This window comes from Palleronia sp. THAF1 (genome assembly GCF_009363795.1).
GTDB lineage: Bacteria > Pseudomonadota > Alphaproteobacteria > Rhodobacterales > Rhodobacteraceae > Palleronia.
Window position 1 is genome coordinate 1,772,316 of sequence record NZ_CP045420.1, and the last position, 17,232, is coordinate 1,789,547.

Consider the following 17,232-nt stretch of genomic DNA (forward strand, 5'->3'; position numbering starts at 1 on the left):
TTCTTGTCAAACCGCGCCGCGGCCGAAGCGTCAGTCGATCTGGTTCAGACGCTTTCGCCGCAGACGATCCAGGAAGCTGGCCTGCGCATTGTTCAGGTGCAGCGCGATAGCCTCTGCCGCCTCTTCCGTCTCACCGTTTTCAACGGCCTCTACGATCCGCCAGTGCTCGGCGGTGGACCGACGCATCTGGGCAAGGCTCAACGGTTCCGATTTCGCGAAGGCCTTCATCCAGCCGTTGTGCTTGCGGATGATGGCAACGGCCTCTGCATTGAAGTGGTGATCGACGATCATGTCGTGGAAAGCGATATTTGCAGCGTGGAAGGCCGGGTAATCCTCTGCCTGTACGGCTTTTTCGCAGGCCTCTTGCAGCCGCCGCAGCTGAACGATGTCGTCTTGCGATGCCATTTCGACGAAGGTTCTGACGATATAGACCCACAGCACGCGGCGCAGGTCGAATACGTTGTGCAGTGTGTCTTCGCTCATCTCGCGAACACTGGCACCGCGGTTCGGCATGATCGTCACCAGCCCCTCGCCCTCCAGCACCTGAAGTGCCTCACGCGCCGGGTTCGTGCTGGTGCCATACCGTTTGGCGATCTCGGACACTTTCAGCCGGTCACCCGCCTTCACGCTGCCGTCGAAGATCTCTTCGCGGATCAAATGGGCAAGACGGCTATATCCCGGCTCGCGGACCTTCTTGCCCTTCTGCGCGCCGCCCGCGGTCTTCCTGACAATCTGATCCATAAATACTCTTCCCATCGCGCCGTTTCTACGCCTTCTGGACTAAAGCAGCCTAATGCGGAACCGGCGGCTCAATTCAACTTTCGTCTGCGTGGACCACGTTAACGCACAAGAGCGGTAGGCACAGACGATGCCCCGCAGGGAACGGTACCTCATGCCGGCCCCACCGACACTGCGGCTAGCCCAAAAGGCAGGACCCAGCTGGGTCCATCACCGACGCGCAGGCTGCCTGCGGCGGTCAGCGTGCCATCGTGACCAACGTGGTAGCTGCGAACCTCTCCGCTACTCTCGCCCAAGGCGATCAGGACGCGGCCCGCCCCGTCCAGTGCGAAGGCACGCGGGCAGTCTGGCGCAGCGACAACTTGAATGACGTTCATCTGGCCGTCGTTCAAAGCGATGCTGAATATCTGGGACGTGTTTCGTTCAGAGGCATACAGCACCTGCTCATCTGCCCCCAAATGCGACTCTGCGGCCCATGCCTTCTGCCCCTCCGGCAAAAGCGGCATCGTTTCGCGCGCGTGCAGGCCTCCGTCGTCCAGAACGTCCAATCGGGTGATGGTCCCGACGAATTCGGACAGCAGGTAGGCCGTCCGGCCGTCCCTGGTGAACCGGATGTCTCGGGGCCCGGAATCCTCGGGCGCATCCCATCGGGCCACGGGGCGTAACGCGTTCTGATCGTCCGTCAACTCGTAAACCTGAACGAATCCGCCCTTCAGGCTGGGCGCGTAGAACAAGCCGTTCGGAGCTTCGACCAAGCAATGTGCAAAGGGCGCGTCCTGTATGGATAGCGGATCACCGGGCTGGCCATTGTCGTCAACCGGACTGACCGCGACCGTGCTGTCCCCCATGGATGCCGTGACGATGCGCCGATCCTTTGCGGTCAGTGCGACGTAGCAAATGCTGGCGGGCAAAGGGGTGTTCGATAGCGGTTCCAAACGACCCGAGGCTTGATCGAATGTGAATCCGAACAGACGCTTTTCCGCACCCCGCCAAGCGGCGTAAATGCAATCGCCGGCGTTGTTCGCAACCAATGGCATGCCGCCGCACGACCCCTCGACCCCCGGCAGGGCTACCTTTTCGCGCAGGGTCATGGCGCCCGTTTGCATGTCTAGATCGCACAACGCCAGCGCGGCCTCGCCTGACAGGGCTATGATGAGGCGCTGGATTTCGCTTCGATCCTGCACGGCTATCCGTCCGTCCGCTTCAGCCTTAGACGCTTCCCACGTCGCAATCGGGACTGGAAATACACGCACTCGCCAACCGTTCCGGGCTCATACGCGCTCTCATTATCGGGCATGTCTGTCACGTTGCGCTCACTGGGATACTTGGCGATCTCGTCCTCTACCAATTCGACACCCAGACCCGGCGCGTCAGGCACTTTCAGAGCGCCATTCTCGGACATCAGCGCCGGGGAGACGACTTCGAAGCGCCCTTCCCAGTCGAACTCCACGCGTTCCAGCATCAGCGCGTTCGGGATCGTCGCCATCATATGTACGGCGGCGAATTCCGCAACAGGACCGAGAGAGCCGGAGTGCGGGGCCATCGTGATGAAGTGGGATTCCGCCATTGCCGCCATTTTGCGCATTTGGGTGATCCCCCCTGCCCGCCCTGTATCGGGCTGGATAACATCCACAAGGTCCCGTTCGACATACGGACGAATGCCCCAGATCGTGCTGACCCGCTCTCCGGCGGCCAGCGGAATATCCACCGCGTCGCGCACGCGTTGCAGGGCGTCCAGGTTCTCCGGTGCGATGGGATCTTCGTAGAACAGCAAGTCCAGCTGCTCAAGCTCGCGTCCCACGAGGATGGCGTCGGCGGGCGTCATCCATGAGGGCCCGTGCGCATCGACCATCAGGTCCTTCTCGGGACCGATCTCATCACGGATCCAAGCGACGAGATCCAGATCCACACCGCCGGTGAAGCCGACCTTCACCGCCGAATATCCGCGGTCCATCAACTCCCGCGCGCGCTTCGGTGTCTTCGCATGGCCATAACAGGGCACCGTGTCGCGGAACTTGCCACCCAGCAGGTTCCAGACCGGCTGGCCCAGCACCTTGCCCTTGATATCCCACAGCGCCATCTCGATGCCTGTCAGCGCGCCGCCGCCCACCGTTCCGGTCATGCCGTGGCCCATTGTGGCAACGTACATGCGGTGCCAAAGGCGGTCGATGTCGCGCGGATCCGCACCCTTCAAGATGGTTGCAAGATCCTGTACGGCGCGTTCGATCACACGCGGCCAGCCTGAACACTCGCCGACGCCGTAGATGCCTTCGTCCGTCTCGACCTTCACGAACAGCCAGTTGCGCGAGCCTCGGAACGATCCTTCGCCTTTGGGGACGCCGGGGCGCTGACCGGGGGCCATCAGGAAGGTCTTGATGTCTGTAATCTTCACGGGGCGGTATCCTTATGCGGCTCCGGTGTACCTGACGCGCTGCTTTTGCCCACGCGTGCGCGGATCGGCGACCGGAACGGCAGACAGCAGGGAACGGGTGTAGTCGTGGGCGGGGTTTTGGCAGACGTCTTCGGTGTCACCGGTCTCGACGATCTGACCGCGATACATCACCGCGATCCGGTCGCAGAAGTAACGGATCACCGCGATGTCGTGGCTGATGAGGATGAAACTCAGGTCCAGCCGTTCCTGCAGGTCGAGAAGCAGGTCTAGGATCTGCGTGCGCAGGCTAACATCCAGCGCCGACGTCGCCTCATCCGCGATGATGATGCGCGGGTTCGGTGCGATGGCGCGTGCGATGGACACGCGCTGCCTTTGACCGCCAGAGAAAGCGTGCGGATAGCGCATGTAGGCGGACTCCGGCAGGCCCACCAGGTCGAGCAGTTCGTAGACGCGCGCGCGGATCTCGGCACCCGACATCTTGCTCTCGACGATCAGCGGCTCGGCGATGATCTGGCCGATGGTCATGCGGGGGTTCAGTGACGAGAACGGGTCCTGAAACACTGTGCGGATGGCCCGCCACGGCTCGGCCAACTGGTTCTCGGTCATCGGCGCAAGGTCAAGTTCGCGGCCTTCTTCGGTGGTGTAGAGGACCCGGCCCGACGTCACTTCATGCACCCTTTGCAAACAGCGGCCCAGCGTCGTCTTTCCGGACCCGCTTTCGCCCACGATCCCAAGGTTCTCGCCCTTGCGCAGCTCAAGATTGGCGTCGTTCACCGCCACCAGCCCTTCGACCTTGCCGCCCAGCCATGTGTTGCTGCCGCCGAAGACTTTGCGCACGTTATCGGACACCAGACACGGCGCGCCGACAGGGCGTTCAGCGCGCATGTTAAGACGCCGCTCGGACGGCTTGTCCAGCTCCTTTACGGAACTCAGCAGGCGCTGCGTGTAGGGGTGTTTCGGCGCTTCGAAAATCTCGTAGACGTCGCCCGTTTCTACGACCTTGCCGAAACGCATCACGGCGATCTCATCGGCGATCTCGGCCACCACACCCATATCGTGGGTGATGAACAGCACCGCCATATCACTTTCGTCCTGGATCGAACGGATCAGGTCGAGGATCTCTGCCTGGATCGTCACGTCGAGCGCCGTCGTCGGCTCGTCCGCGATCAAGACCGTGGGATTGCAAGCCAAAGCCATGGCGATCATCGCGCGTTGGCGCATGCCGCCAGAAAACTCGAAAGGATACTGGTCGATGGCCTTGCCGGGGTTCGGGATCTCGACTTTGCGCAGTAACTCCAACGTCCGCTCGCGCATCTCTTTCTTGGAGACGCGTTCGTGCAGTCGGATTGCCTCGCCCACCTGATCGCCGATGCGGTGAACCGGCGACAGCGAGCTCATTGGTTCCTGAAAGATCATCGCGATGTCACGGCCGCGCAGGTTGCGAATGGCCTTGGACTTCGGGTTCAGTTGCAGCAGATCGACCGTATCTTCGATCCCCGCATCCCGCGCTGTGCGGTGGCGGTGCAGCAGGACCTGCCCGCCGGTCACACGCCCCGGCGCATCGACAATCTGCAGGATCGAGCGGGACATGACACTTTTGCCCGATCCGCTTTCCCCCACAACGCATAGGGTTTTGCCGGCGTTCAGCTCTATCGAGACGTCATCGACCGCACGGAACAGGCCCTGCTTGTTATTGAACTCGGTCGTCAGGTTCTTGATTTCCAGAACCGTGGTGTCCTTGGGGCTATGGTCCATCAGTCATTGTCCTGCACGTAGGGATCGGCTGCGTCGCGCAGACCATCACCAAGGAAGTTGAGCGCCAGCACTGCCAGGCACACCGCCCCGCCCGGCACAAAGAGCCATGGCGCCTGCGCGATAGACCGGATGTTCTGCGCCTCTTTCAGCAGCACGCCCCAAGAGATAATCGGTGGCGTCAGGCCAAGGCCAAGGAACGACAGCGACGTTTCTGCGATAATCATAACCGGGATCGCCAACGTCACGGACGCGATGATGTGGCTGACCATCGACGGCATCATGTGTCGGAAGATCACTCTGCCCCGCGATCCGCCGTCCAGTCGCGCTGCGGTGACGAAATCTTCGGTTCGCAACGTCAGGAAACGCCCGCGCACGACACGCGCCAGTTCGGTCCACGCTACCAGAGATAGGATGACCGTGATCGCGAAATATCGTGTCAGCGGCGACCAATCCTGTGGAAGGGCAGCACTAAGGCCCAGCCAAATCGGGATAGTCGGCAGCGAAATGACCAGTTCCACGATACGCTGGATGAACATGTCCACCTTACCGCCGAAGTAGCCAGAGATACCGCCAAGGATCAGACCCAGCACAAGGCTCAGGCTGACGCCGACCAGTCCGATCGACATGGACACGCGGGTTCCGTAGATCGTCCGGCTGAGCATGTCGCGCCCCAGACGGTCGGCACCGAACAGAAAGAACATCTCGTCCGGGTTCTCGGTCGTCAGGAAGTGACGCTCCATTGGGATTAGGCCCCACAGCTTGTAGGGATCGCCTTTGCCGAAGAAGTCTAAGTAGATTTTCTTGTCCGGATCGGGGCTGAATGTGGTCTCCAGCGTGAAGGTGTCCCGTTCGGCCACCATGGCGTTGACATGCGGGTTGATCGAAAACTCACCATCGGATCGGTCGATGAAACGGATCATCTGAGGCGGGTGGTAGATATCCGGCGCCGAAGTCAGGTTGGGATCGAAGGGCGCAAGAAACTCTGAGAATGCGCCGATCAGATACATCGCCACGACGATGATCAGACCTGTCATCGCCAGCTTGTGCTTGCGGAACGAGATCCAGATAAGCTTCCACTGGGACGCGAAATCCTCTGGCGCAAGGTCCTGGGCGCGCGGGTCATCGTTCGCCGTGTAGGTGCGCGGATCGGGATAAGGCTCGGCCCCCAAAGCGCCGGGCTTCACCATCGTGACGTCGGGGTCGGATTGGATTTTGGTGCTCATGGGATCACTGGAACCTGATACGGGGGTCGATCAGCGCGAGAAGGATGTCAGAGACGAGCATGCCCACGATCGACAGACAGCAGAGCAGCAGGATGAAGGCACCGGCCAGATACATGTCCTGCGCCAAGAGCGCCTGTAGCATCAGCGGACCAGACGTTGGCAGCGACAACACGAAGGCGGTGATGACGGCACCCGAGATCAATTGCGGGAACGCCCAGCCGATGGTCGAGATGAACGGGTTGATTGCAATGCGGACGGGGTATTTCAGGATCAACTGCCATTCCGACAGCCCCTTGGCCCGCGCGGTGGTCACGTAGGGGCGATACAGCTCATCCAGTAGGTTGGCGCGCATGATCCGCACGAGGCTGGCTGTCGCGCTGGTGCCGAGGATGATGACGGGGATCCAGATATGGGACATGAGATCGCCGAACTTCGCCAGAGACCATGGCGCGTCTTGGTAGTCTTCCGAGAACAGGCCGGACACGTCTGATCCGAACACGACGACCGCGACGTACATAAGAACGAGAGCGAACAGGAAGTTCGGCGTCGCAAGGCCGATGAAGCCAACAGTCGTAGCGACGTAATCCCCGATCGAATACTTGCGCACCGCCGAGTAGATACCGATGGGCAGCGCCAGCGCCCAGGTGAACATCAGCGTAGCGAGGGCAAGCGTGACCGACAGGGCCATACGCTCCCAGATCAACTGGCCGACAGGTTGCTGCCATTCGAACGAGATGCCGAAGTCACCCTGCAGCACGCCCCAGATCCAACGAAAATACTGCACTAGGAAGGGTTGATCGAAGCCATAGCGTTCGCGCAGGGCGTCGAGACGGGCTTCGTCCACGATGTCGCCTGACTGGGCCAGCGTGGCGGCGAAGGATGTCAGGTAATCGCCGGGAGGCGCCGTGATCAGCGCGAAGGCGATGAGCGAGACCGCGAACATGAACGGGATCGCCCAGAGGATCCGTCGCGCGATGTAGTAGAGAAGCATCTGTCGGACTCCCGAACATTGCAGTCAACTTGGAGAGCAGGTTGGACCTTGGATACCGGCTGAACGCATCTTTCACGTGTGCCGGTCAGATCGTTTTACCTGCAAGCATTGCCTCTGTGTCGGAGTGCTTTGTCCGGCGTGTGACCGGTGCAGCAAACAGAACAGGTGTGGCGGCGCCCCCGGATCGGGGACGCCACCGCCAAGGGTTACTCTTCAGCCCAGAACCAGCTTTGCGGCAGGGTCGGCGACGGCGTGGCGTAGTACCACGAGCTGACCATGCTCTCGGGGACGTTGTTCAGACCGTTCTTGACGATGCCGTAGGTCGGGATGGATTTGTACACACCCATGACCTCGAACTCCTCGGCCGCGATGTCCGCGATCTCCTGGAACTGCGCGATACGCTCTTCGGGGTCGGTGAGGGTCCGCGCGGTGTCGTAGAGATCGAAACGCGTCTTGATGGTCTCCGGGGGCTCCTCCCCGGCCTCGCCACCGCTCAGGTACCAGTCCTTCCACGCGATGCCGTACCGGCTGTCATGGTGTACGGGAACCAGCATCTGCGGGATCTGGCCGGGCACCCAGCTTTGCGTCGCGGTCCAGATCGCGGCGTCATGGTCGTTGGAGTTGGAGGTTCGCTCGTAGAAGAACGTCCGCTCCATCGGGTTGATCTCCATGTCGACGCCGATCCTGGCCCATTGCTGCTCGATGATCTGCAGCGCGTCGACCCATGTGGGTTCGAACGTCGGGATCACGTCGATCTGGAAGCGCAGCGGATCGCCGTTGGCCATGGTCCGAACGCCGTTGTCGCCCATTTCCAGACCGAGATTGTCCAGCAGCGCATTCGCCTGTTCGGGATCGTAATCGAGATACTGCGAGGCGATCTGCTCGTGGTAGTAGGGATGATCCTCGAACGGACCATGTTGATAAGGCTCGCTCTGGCCCAGCAGAACCGTGTCGATCACTTCTTGGCGGTCCAGTCCGAGGGACAGGGCGACGCGGAAGTCCTTCTGGTTGAACAGCTCGCGCTTGGCCGGGTCCTTGTGGGTGAGGTTGAAGCTGATCGACATGTCGGTGCCACCGGTCGCCGTCGCTTCGAAGAACTTGTAGTCGCCCGCCTCGCGGTTCTGGGCCAGGACCGGACGGTTCGAGGGCGGATCAATGTGGCGGAGGCCGAAGTCGATGTTGCCGCCGATGACCGACAGGATCAGGCTTTCGACGTCCTGATCGATGGGCGCCACGATCCGGTCGATGTAGGGAAGCTGGTTCCCTTCAGTGTCGATCTGCCAGAAGTAGGGGTTGCGATCCATCGTGACGCGGGTGGTGCCGCCGACATAGGGATCCGTGACGATCCACGGGTCTAGCGTCGGACGCTCGGGATTGCCCCAACGCGCCGGAATCTCCAGATCGCCGCATTTCTGGAGGAAGAGGTTCTGCCAGTCGGTAGCCTGAACTTCCGAGATCAGGGTTCCGATGTCGCCATTGTAGGCCGGCAAGAACTGCGAGCAGTAGTGCTTTGCATGAAGGACCGGATGCTGGCCCAGCGGGCTGGCGAGTTCTGCCAGGAAGTCGCCGTAAGGTTCCGCGAAGGTGAAACGCACGGTGTAGTCGTCGATGGCCTCGACGGTCATCGGCTCGTCGCCGGACATGTAGCGCGGCGGCGTGGGCGCGAACTCTTCATTCAGCAGAAGATCATCGACGTTGAACAGAACGTCCTCTGCGGTGAAGGGCATGCCGTCGGACCACTTCATCCCATCGCGCAGGTTGAAGGTGAAGACGCGGCCGTCTTCGCTGACCTCGAAGCTTTCGGCAACGTTCGGGACCACTTCACTGTAGTCGGGGTTCCAACGCACGAGGCCCTGCGGCCCGACCACGCGAAGAATGTGGTTGTGATCCGAGCTGCCACGCAGACCGATCCGCAGATCACCACCGTAGCTGCCAACCTCGTTCAAAGGCGTAACGGCTTCCGGCTCAGAGCCGACACGCTCCGCCACCGGAGGTAGGTTACCGGCCTCTACCATTTCTGCCAGGGCGGGCGCCTCGCCGGATGCGCTTTGCGCAATGGCCGACAGCGATAGAAGCGGCAGCATCGCGGCGCCGAGCATCAGGCGGGCCGTTGCGCTGCGCGCCCGTCCTGACCTTTCGGTGGCGGTATGTCGTATCATGGTCTTCCTCCCGGTTGCGTTCTTGCGCGGCAACGACAGGCTCCTCCCCTTCGTCAACCGCGATATCCAATACGGCTAGCCGAGCACCATCAGCGGATCAACAAAAATTATACATTATTTTGGAAGTGGTTTCCTCGATCATTCGCAATGCAGTGCAAGAATCTGAACGTGATACCTGCACTAGAAGGCCTCACTACCAACGGAAGTATCGCTTCCGTATGCACAATCATACACTATTTACTCAATGCCCGCCGTCGTCTATCTCGGATCAAATGAACGAGACCGGCTTGATCACCTTGCATTCCAATGCCCACCAAGTGTGGCGATGCAGGTGCGGCGCGTGGCCGAACTGGAAGGTGCTGAGCATATGACCTTGTCACAGTCGACCTCTGGCAACGCGTCTTCCATTGTGCGCACTGAAAAGCGGATCGCGATGACCGGCGGAGCAGGACGGGTCGGCACAGCCCTGCGACAGGCGCTGGCAGGAAAAGTCGGCAGCATACACATCATCGACCGCGCCGACCCCGGTGACCTTGGCCCGAACGAAACGTGGGACGACATCGACATCTCGGACGCCGCCGCAATGGTGCGGGGTCTTCGGAACGTCGACGGTGTCATCCATTTGGCAGGCTTCCCGAACGAACGCGACATCGACGATATTCTGAACGTGAACGTGCTTGGCACGCACAACGTCTTCGAGGCCGCGCGCCAGAATGGGATTGAACGGGTGGTCTATGGATCGTCCAACCATACCGTCGGCTTCTACCCCCGCGACACCCAAATTTCGGAAGACGAGCCCATGCGCCCGGATACGCTGTATGGCCTCAGCAAATGCTGGGGAGAGCTGGAGGCAGGGCTTTACTTCGACAAGTTCGGCATCCGCACACTGAACATCCGGATCGGCAATGCGGCGGATCGCCCGGCAGACGAACGCGCCCGAAAGATCTGGATCAGCGCGCGGGATATGGCGCAGCTCGCTCTGATTGGGCTAGAGCATCCAGACATCACCTGCACCACCGTTTATGGCATCTCGAACCAGCGCTCTGGCTGGTGGGACAACGCCACCGCCCATGCGTTGGGGTACGTGCCGCAGGATGACGGCGATACCGTCGCGGGCCCGGATGCTCATGATAACGCCACCTCCGCCCTGCCTGAAATCGCAAACCATTTTCAGGGCGGTCGGTTCTGCGCAATCGCGCACGACGGCATCCGAAGGATCAGGGGGGCGTGATGAACAACGCGGCGAAATCGATCGCGAAAATTCTAGCGTCATCGAGCCGCCGCATCCTGCGCAATGACCATCTGGAAGTTGCATTTCTTCCCGAGGCGGGTGGACGGATGCAAATGCTACGCCATGTCGATTATGGTGACTTGCTGGTTCCCCTGGTCAGTAGCGTGTCGGACCTGTCACGATGGCCGAAGGCGGGTGCCTACCCGCTCTTCCCCTTCCACAACCGGCTGACAGGCGCAGTTTTGCGATTACCCGGCGGCACGCATCGCTTGCGTTCCAACGCGACCAACGGATCAGACGTCATGCACGGCCCCGCGCACCGCCGCCCTTGGCAGGTCACGGATGAGAGCAAGAGCTTCGTCGAGATGACCCTCGCATATACTGCCGACATGGACTGGCCGATCGACTTCACCGCGACCCAACGGTTTGCACTGACGCCGAACGGCCTGACACTCGACTTGCTCCTGCGCAACGACGGCACCACAAACATGCCCGGCGGAGTGGGCTGGCATCCCTACTTTGTTGCGCCGCCAGATGTGCGTTTGCAGATTAGGTCCAAAACGTCTGGTGCCGATTGGGAGGAGCGCACCGTTGATCTCGACTCCACTGAGGACCTCTCGGACTGGCGTGCAGCGGCGATCCGTATTGGCAAAGCGCAACTGGTTGTATCTTCGGTGTCGGGTTTGAATCATCTGACCCTGCACCGGAAACCCAACTACTTATGCGTAGAGCCTGTGTCCCACGCCATCGGAGCATTCGACGCCTTGCCGAACGTGCCCTCAAAGACTGGCCTGCGTATGCTGCGTCCCGGCGAAATCATGTCGGCGCGGCTGACCGTTGACATTGCGGAAGCGAGCCAAGCTTAGCAGCGCCCATGCTACCACGGATAGGCAGCCCCATAATAAAAGACGGTAAGACATCGAGATGTAGCGAGCCGTAGAAGTCACTCGTGCTGAAATCGGACGACGAAGGAATGCCTGTTACAGGCATCAGCAGGATGACGAATAGCCACCGCCTAGCATGACCTAGCGCCGGGCTTACCTACTTTCCGGATCACATTCGTCCCGTTTTTGATATGTCTTCTGCCGGTCTGACGGGATCGCCCAGCACATGCATCAGTCGGTTGGCGCAACCAAACAGCGACACCGACAAGATCAAGTCAAGGACCTCATTCGAGTCCAAGCCGGCATCGCGCAGGGCGTCCATATGCGCATCAGTTGCGGCGGGAGGACAGGCGGACAGGGCAACTGCGAAATCGAAGATCGCTCGATCCCGCTGTCCTAGGTCAGCCTGCACACCGTCGCGGAACAGAGCATCCGTCACGTCGGTGGAGTTCTCGATCTGTGTATGACGGTCTGCATGGACCGCCGCGCAATAGACGCAATGGTTGACCATTGAAGACCCAAGCGCCCCAAGCTCGCGCTCGGCGCGGCGCATCCCTCCCGTGTCGTACATGATCGCGTTGAAGAGCGGCGACCGGACCGCGAGACTTTCCACATCATGCGCCAGCGTAAGCACGTAAGCCGACACCTTGGTGTTGGACGGCGTGACCTTGAGAGCGGCAAGCTGTTCGTCGGTCGCCAGCTGCAAATCGACCGGGGTGAGGCGCGGGCGCCACTGCGGCACCTTGCGGGTAAACTTCGTCAGCACGTCCGTCATATGCGGTCTTTCGTCAGCAATCGGAGGCCTTCGACAACGGGGATTTGATAGGCGAGAAAGGCGTTCAATTCGCTCGAACGGACGATATCGGCGTCACCGATGCCCGCGTCCTGCAGGGCTGTGACATCGGCTGCCGCAGGTGTTTGATCCCACGGTTTGATGGTGTGATCCTTTCGCAGGCTTGGAAGGAAGCATTATGGGACAAGTTCGTCACGGGAGCGCCACGTACTGTTACCCGGCAATGGTTTGCTCGCAAACCATGAGAGGGCACGCACGCCGTCAGAGCTGCAATACAGCGATCGCAAACTTCACTCGCGCAACTGAGCGAAGAGCTGGGTATCAACCCCAAGACAGTTGCGAAGTGGCGGAAGCGGCAGACGGTCGAGGACCTTAAGACCGGACCTCGAGAGCCGCGTTCGACCGTTCTGACCGAGGCAGAGGAAGCGATGGTCGTCGCGTTCCGACGCCATACGCTACTGCCGTTGGATGATTGTCTCTATGCCTTGCAGCCAACAATCCCGCATCTGACCCGGTCAGCACTGCATCGGTGCCTTCAGCGGCATGGGATCTCGCGACTGCCGGATGTCGGCGGCGACAAACCCAAGCGGCAGAAGTTCAAGCGCTACCCCATCGGCTTCTTCCATATCGATATTGCCGAGGTTCAGACGGTCGAGGGCAAGCTGTTTCTTTTCGTGGGTACTGACCGGACGAGAAAGTTTGCCGTCACCCAACTCGTGGATAAGGCGGATCGGAAGACCGCGTGGGAGTTCCTCGAGCTTCTGCTCAAGACGGTTCCCTATCGCATCCACACGATTCTCACCCCCTCTCGGGATCATGCTGCGCATGACCCTGTCGGGCAGTGGACAACGGCATCCAGTTCGCCGAGCAACCTCGCAACCGGAACACAGCGTCCTCCAGGCAAATGCGTCTCGACATGATCTGCGAGGCGAATGGGATCGAGCATCGACTGACCAAGCCGAACCACCCGTGGAGTTCCGAGGGCCAGAAAACAGTCCGGGGGACTGTTTTCCCGAGGGACGGTCAGGTCGAACGAATGAACCGCACGATCAAGGATGCTACCGTCAAACGGTACCACTACGACAGCCACGACCAACTGCGCACGCACCTTGCCGACTTCATGGCAGCTTACAACTTCGCCCGCCGGCTCAAGACGCTCAGTGAATAGCCCCGTGTATCGTGGACGCCTTCTTCGCTAATTTTCAGGCAAGGAGGCCAGGATGAGTAGCAACAAGTTCAGTAATGGGCGTTGTTGCACGAATGACCTGCCACGGGATTTTTCCTCCACTGTCGATTAGAGTCCGCCCCAACTTGAGGACGGACAATGAAGCGAACGAGATTCACGGACGAGCAAATCATCGGCTTCCTTGCCGAGCATGAGGCCGGCGCGAAGTGCGCGGACCTGTGCCGCAAGTACGGCATGTCGGAAGGCACTTTCTACAACTGGAAGGCCAAATTCGGCGGCATGACGGTGTCGGAGGCCAAGCGGCTGAAGGCGCTCGAGGATGAGAACGCCAAGCTGAAGAAGCTTCTGGCCGAGCAGATGCTGGATCTGGCTGCGATGAAGGATCTGGTTTCAAAAAAGTGGTAGGGCCCGCCGTGAAGCGTGAAGCGGTTGCGTATCTTCGGGCCGAGCATGGCCTGTCTGAACGGCGGGCCTGCCATATCGTCGGCGCGGATCGAACGATGATCCGCTATCGCTCTCGGCGTGCCCCGGATACGGTGCTGCGCGGTCGGTTGCGGGACCTGGCCAACGAGCGCCGGCGGTTCGGCTACCGGCGCCTGTTCGTCCTGCTGCGCCGCGAGGGTGAACCCTCGGGGATCAACCGGATCTATCGGCTCTACCGTGAGGAAGGGCTGACGGTGCGCAAGCGGAAGGCGCGGCGCAAGGCGGTCGGAACGCGGGCACCGATCCTGGTCGAGGCACGGGCCAATGCACGCCCCCTCTCGCGGTTTGCATGCAAACCGCTGCCGGGCAGCGGGATCGCTGGATTTCGTCCATGATCAATTCGCCAACGGCCAGCGCTTCCGGGTGCTCAACGTTGTAGACGACGTCACCCGGGAGTGCCTGGCCGCGATCCCGGACACCTCGATCTCGGGGCGCCGTGTGGCGCGTGAACTGACGGCCCTGATCGAGCGCCGCGGGACGCCTGGCATGACTGTCAGCCCCTCTCGGGATCATGCTACGCATGACCCTGCCGGGCAGTGGACAACGGGACCGAACTGACCAGTAACGCCATCCTGCGGTGGTGTTCCGAGCACCGGGTCGAATGGCACTACATCGCGCCGGGCAAGCCGATGCAGAACGGCTTCGTTGAGAGTTTCAATGGCAGGATGCGCGATGAGCTGCTCAACGAGACCATGTTCCAGAACCTGGCCCATGCACGGGTCGTGATCGCAGCATGGGCTGCCGACTACAACACCGAACGCCCACACTCGGCTTTGGACTACCAGACCCCGGTCGACTACGCGCGGACCCTGAACACCGCAATCGCCCGCCCCGCTGCGCGAGATGAAAGCTCCGCGCGTCGGGCGATTGCTCAACCTGCGCCAATCGGCGTAAACACCAAACGGGCTCCGGTCGCGGCTGGATGAAAGTTCAGTGGCAGGTCACAGGACCATCGCGCAGGTCGTCACCCCGCATGAGTTGTATTAAAGAGCCGAAGACCTTCAACCGAGGTCCCACGGCGAAGGCATATTGGATGCCGCGGTCGAAGTGGTCGGATACCTTGGCGCTGACAGCTTTCTCATTCTCGGCACGGAAGAGGCAGGCAAGATCACCCTGCGCGCCGACGGCAACACCTCGGCGATGGTGGGTGATAAAATCGGTCTGGCCTTGTCCGGAAAGCTGCACGCTTTCACCGAATCCAGGGCGGCCATCAGCTAGGGACCGGACCAATTTCCGTCGCGGGTTTTACCCCGCCAAAGAGACAACTTCCCGCCAGATATCGTCGTCCACGAGGATGCCGTTCTTCTGCTGATCCATACGTGCGGCCACGGTGTTTTGGCCGGGATGGGTCACAGCGCGATTCGGGTCGGCGGGCTGTGATCCGTTCACATAGTCTACCATTCCGTTGACCGCCTGCTGCAGATGCTCGGACGTGCCAAGACGGTCGGGATCGAACGCGATGAAGATCTGCGAACAGCCGGTGCAACTACCCTGATCAATGCCGTCGATCTGGTGCGTCGCCGACCCTTCGGACAAGGCCGCCGCCAGTATGTCCAGCATGATGGCCAGCCCCGATCCCTTCCAGAACCCGGTAGGAAGGATCCGGCGCGACTCCTCGATCGCAACGGGATCGGTCGTCAGATTGCCGTCGACATCGAAGCCACCGGCGTAGGGCAGCTGTTCGCCCTTCAGCCGGGTCGTCTGAAGCTTGCCGTAAGAATATTGCGACATCGCCATATCCAGAACGACGGGCCCCTCTTTGCGCGGAACAGCCATGACGAACGGGTTGTTCCCCAACCGCGTGTCTTTCGCGCCCCATGCGGGCATGCAGGATTCGGTATTGGTCCAAGCGATCAGGATCTTGCCCTGCTCTGCCGCGCGCCACCCGTAAGCACCGCCGCGCATCCAGTGCGTCGTGTTGCGCAGCGCCACAATCGCCAGACCATGTTGTGCCGCCAGTTCAAGCGTCCGGTCCGTCGCCGTCAGCGCGTTCAGGATGCCGGGGCCGCGCTGGCCGTCGTAGACCTCCATCGGGCCCATGTCGCGCAGCAGAGTTGGCTCGGCGTCGGCATCGACCCACCCTTTCTGCAGATACTCCACGAAACGGGGCACCCGGTTGAGGCCGTGCGAGTAGACTGCATCCAAGCTGGATTCGGTATGAACGCGCGCGGATCGAAGGGCCTTATCCTCTGACATGCCGGCGTTGACGAACGCCCGCGTGACCGTGCTGCACATTTCGTCGAATGCGATCCTGCCCATGATCTTCTCCTGCTTTTGTGGGTGTTATGGTTATCGAAGCCTCCTACCCATCCGACAGAGGGTCGGTGTTTTCTTCAATCGAAGGTCAGATGGACCTTCACGGATTGGGTTCGGTCTGAGGCGCTGGCGAAAGCGGCCTCTGCCTGCTCAACCGGCCATGATCCGGTAATCGCAGGTCGCACGTCGACACGGCGGGCTGCAATGGCGTCGACGGCTGCGGCGAACTCTACCTCGTCGAAGCGGAAAGAGCCGAGGAATGCGAGTTCCTTGCCGACCAGCAGGTTCAGCGGAACGGCTGTCGGCCCGGCCGAGCCGACTTGGATGAACCGTCCGCGCGGGCGCAAGCATTCGACGGCCTGAGCAATGGCGGGCGCGGCGGCGGAGCACTCGAACACCAGATCGAACTGGCCCTTGTCGTCTTTCCACAGTTCAAGGCCCACCGGATCGGACACCGCGTTGACGACAGCCGTCGCGCCCATCTTGCGCGCCACGTCCAGAGGCAAGTCTTGCAAGTCCGTCGTCACGATTTCCGATGCGCCCTTCGAGGCCACGACCGCCGTCATCAGCGCGCCGATGGGCCCTGCGCCCGTGATAAGCACGCGCTTGCCGTCGATCTCCCCGGCGACACCTGCTGCGTGCAGACACACGGCCAAGGGTTCGGCACAGGCCGCTTCGGCCAAGGTCACATCGCCATTTACCCTGTGGCACTGCTTGGCCCCCACGGTGACGCGGTCACGGAACAAGCCCTGCGCGTGGGGCAGATACATGGCCGAGCCCAGAAACCGCATATTCGCACATTGGTTCGGCAGACCGCGATTGCAGAAGGTGCAATCGCCGCATGGGTGGCTGGGATTGACCGAGACCAGATCGCCGACCGACAGACCGCTGACGCCCTCACCCAGCGCGGCGACGAGGCCTGCCGCCTCATGCCCCAGAATGATCGGTTCCTGCACACGGATCGTGCCGATGCCGCCGTCGTGCCAGTAATGCATGTCCGATCCGCAGATGCCGCCTGCGCCGATGGCGACGGACACCTGACCGGGGCCGGGAGCGGTCGGGGCTTCGGTTTCGACACGCAGATCGCCCTTGGCGTGCAAGCGGCAGATACGGATTTCGTCGGTCATCGCTGGACTTTCTG

The 17,232-nt window shown here is 61.2% G+C and carries 13 protein-coding genes and 2 pseudogenes; 5 read left to right on the forward strand and 10 right to left on the reverse strand.

The features are described from left to right. Positions 1-30: 30 nt before the first annotated feature. The 7 genes from FIU81_RS08815 to FIU81_RS08845 form a co-directional block, all read right to left on the reverse strand. The gene (locus FIU81_RS08815; RefSeq protein ID WP_172971436.1) at positions 31-741 is read right to left on the reverse strand and encodes a GntR family transcriptional regulator; all 711 of its coding nucleotides are present in this window, start codon (positions 739-741) and stop codon (positions 31-33) included. A 149-nt stretch (positions 742-890) separates the two neighbouring features. Further along, the gene (locus tag FIU81_RS08820) at positions 891-1,922 is read right to left on the reverse strand and encodes a lactonase family protein (protein WP_124111564.1); all 1,032 of its coding nucleotides are present in this window, start codon (positions 1,920-1,922) and stop codon (positions 891-893) included. Between the two features lie 2 nt (positions 1,923-1,924). After that, the gene (locus FIU81_RS08825) at positions 1,925-3,130 is read right to left on the reverse strand and encodes a mandelate racemase/muconate lactonizing enzyme family protein (RefSeq protein WP_124111565.1); all 1,206 of its coding nucleotides are present in this window, start codon (positions 3,128-3,130) and stop codon (positions 1,925-1,927) included. Positions 3,131-3,142: 12 nt separating this feature from the next. Continuing rightward, a complete protein-coding gene (locus tag FIU81_RS08830) occupies positions 3,143-4,885 on the reverse strand; it encodes a dipeptide ABC transporter ATP-binding protein (RefSeq protein ID WP_124111566.1) in 1,743 nt (580 codons plus the stop codon). After that, entirely contained in the window at positions 4,885-6,108 is a 1,224-nt protein-coding gene (locus FIU81_RS08835) for an ABC transporter permease (protein WP_254695879.1), read from the reverse strand. Before FIU81_RS08835 ends, FIU81_RS08830 begins: the two co-directional genes overlap by 1 nt. A gap of 4 nt (positions 6,109-6,112) precedes the next feature. Continuing rightward, on the reverse strand, positions 6,113-7,099 hold the full coding sequence (locus FIU81_RS08840; protein ID WP_124111567.1) for an ABC transporter permease: 987 nt from the start codon (positions 7,097-7,099) through the stop codon (positions 6,113-6,115). Between the two features lie 206 nt (positions 7,100-7,305). Continuing rightward, positions 7,306-9,258 (reverse strand): ABC transporter substrate-binding protein, encoded by a 1,953-nt coding sequence (locus tag FIU81_RS08845; protein WP_124111568.1) that lies wholly within the window; start codon positions 9,256-9,258, stop codon positions 7,306-7,308. A gap of 367 nt (positions 9,259-9,625) precedes the next feature. On the opposite strand from FIU81_RS08845, the gene FIU81_RS08850 reads away from it, so the two are divergent. Continuing rightward, entirely contained in the window at positions 9,626-10,489 is an 864-nt protein-coding gene (locus tag FIU81_RS08850; protein WP_124111584.1) for an NAD-dependent epimerase/dehydratase family protein, read from the forward strand. Beyond that, positions 10,489-11,355, forward strand: a complete 867-nt coding sequence (locus FIU81_RS08855) for a hypothetical protein (RefSeq protein WP_124111569.1) — start codon at positions 10,489-10,491, stop codon at positions 11,353-11,355. Before FIU81_RS08850 ends, FIU81_RS08855 begins: the two co-directional genes overlap by 1 nt. Positions 11,356-11,542: 187 nt before the next feature. Here the strand turns inward: FIU81_RS08855 and FIU81_RS08860 are convergent, their stop codons facing one another. Next, positions 11,543-12,148 carry a peroxidase-related enzyme gene (locus FIU81_RS08860; RefSeq protein WP_124111570.1) on the reverse strand — a complete coding sequence of 202 codons (606 nt, stop codon included), beginning with the start codon at positions 12,146-12,148 and terminating at the stop codon, positions 11,543-11,545. A gap of 290 nt (positions 12,149-12,438) precedes the next feature. Between FIU81_RS08860 and FIU81_RS08870 the strand changes: the two are divergent. The 3 genes and pseudogenes from FIU81_RS08870 to FIU81_RS08880 form a co-directional block, all read left to right on the forward strand. Continuing rightward, positions 12,439-13,325: pseudogene (locus tag FIU81_RS08870) on the forward strand (IS481 family transposase); the annotation flags it as partial. A 165-nt stretch (positions 13,326-13,490) separates the two neighbouring features. Then, a pseudogene (locus FIU81_RS08875) lies at positions 13,491-14,761 on the forward strand (IS3 family transposase). Positions 14,762-14,864: 103 nt separating this feature from the next. After that, complete coding sequence (locus FIU81_RS08880) at positions 14,865-15,053, forward strand: hypothetical protein (RefSeq protein WP_124111572.1); 189 nt, start codon at positions 14,865-14,867, stop codon at positions 15,051-15,053. A 27-nt stretch (positions 15,054-15,080) separates the two neighbouring features. Here the strand turns inward: FIU81_RS08880 and yiaK are convergent, their stop codons facing one another. Both yiaK and FIU81_RS08890 read right to left on the reverse strand, forming a co-directional pair. Further along, positions 15,081-16,094: a 3-dehydro-L-gulonate 2-dehydrogenase gene (gene yiaK, locus FIU81_RS08885; protein WP_124111573.1), complete on the reverse strand. Its 1,014-nt coding sequence runs from the start codon at positions 16,092-16,094 to the stop codon at positions 15,081-15,083. A 74-nt stretch (positions 16,095-16,168) separates the two neighbouring features. After that, on the reverse strand, positions 16,169-17,218 hold the full coding sequence (locus FIU81_RS08890; RefSeq protein ID WP_124111574.1) for an L-idonate 5-dehydrogenase: 1,050 nt from the start codon (positions 17,216-17,218) through the stop codon (positions 16,169-16,171). Positions 17,219-17,232: the final 14 nt, after the last annotated feature.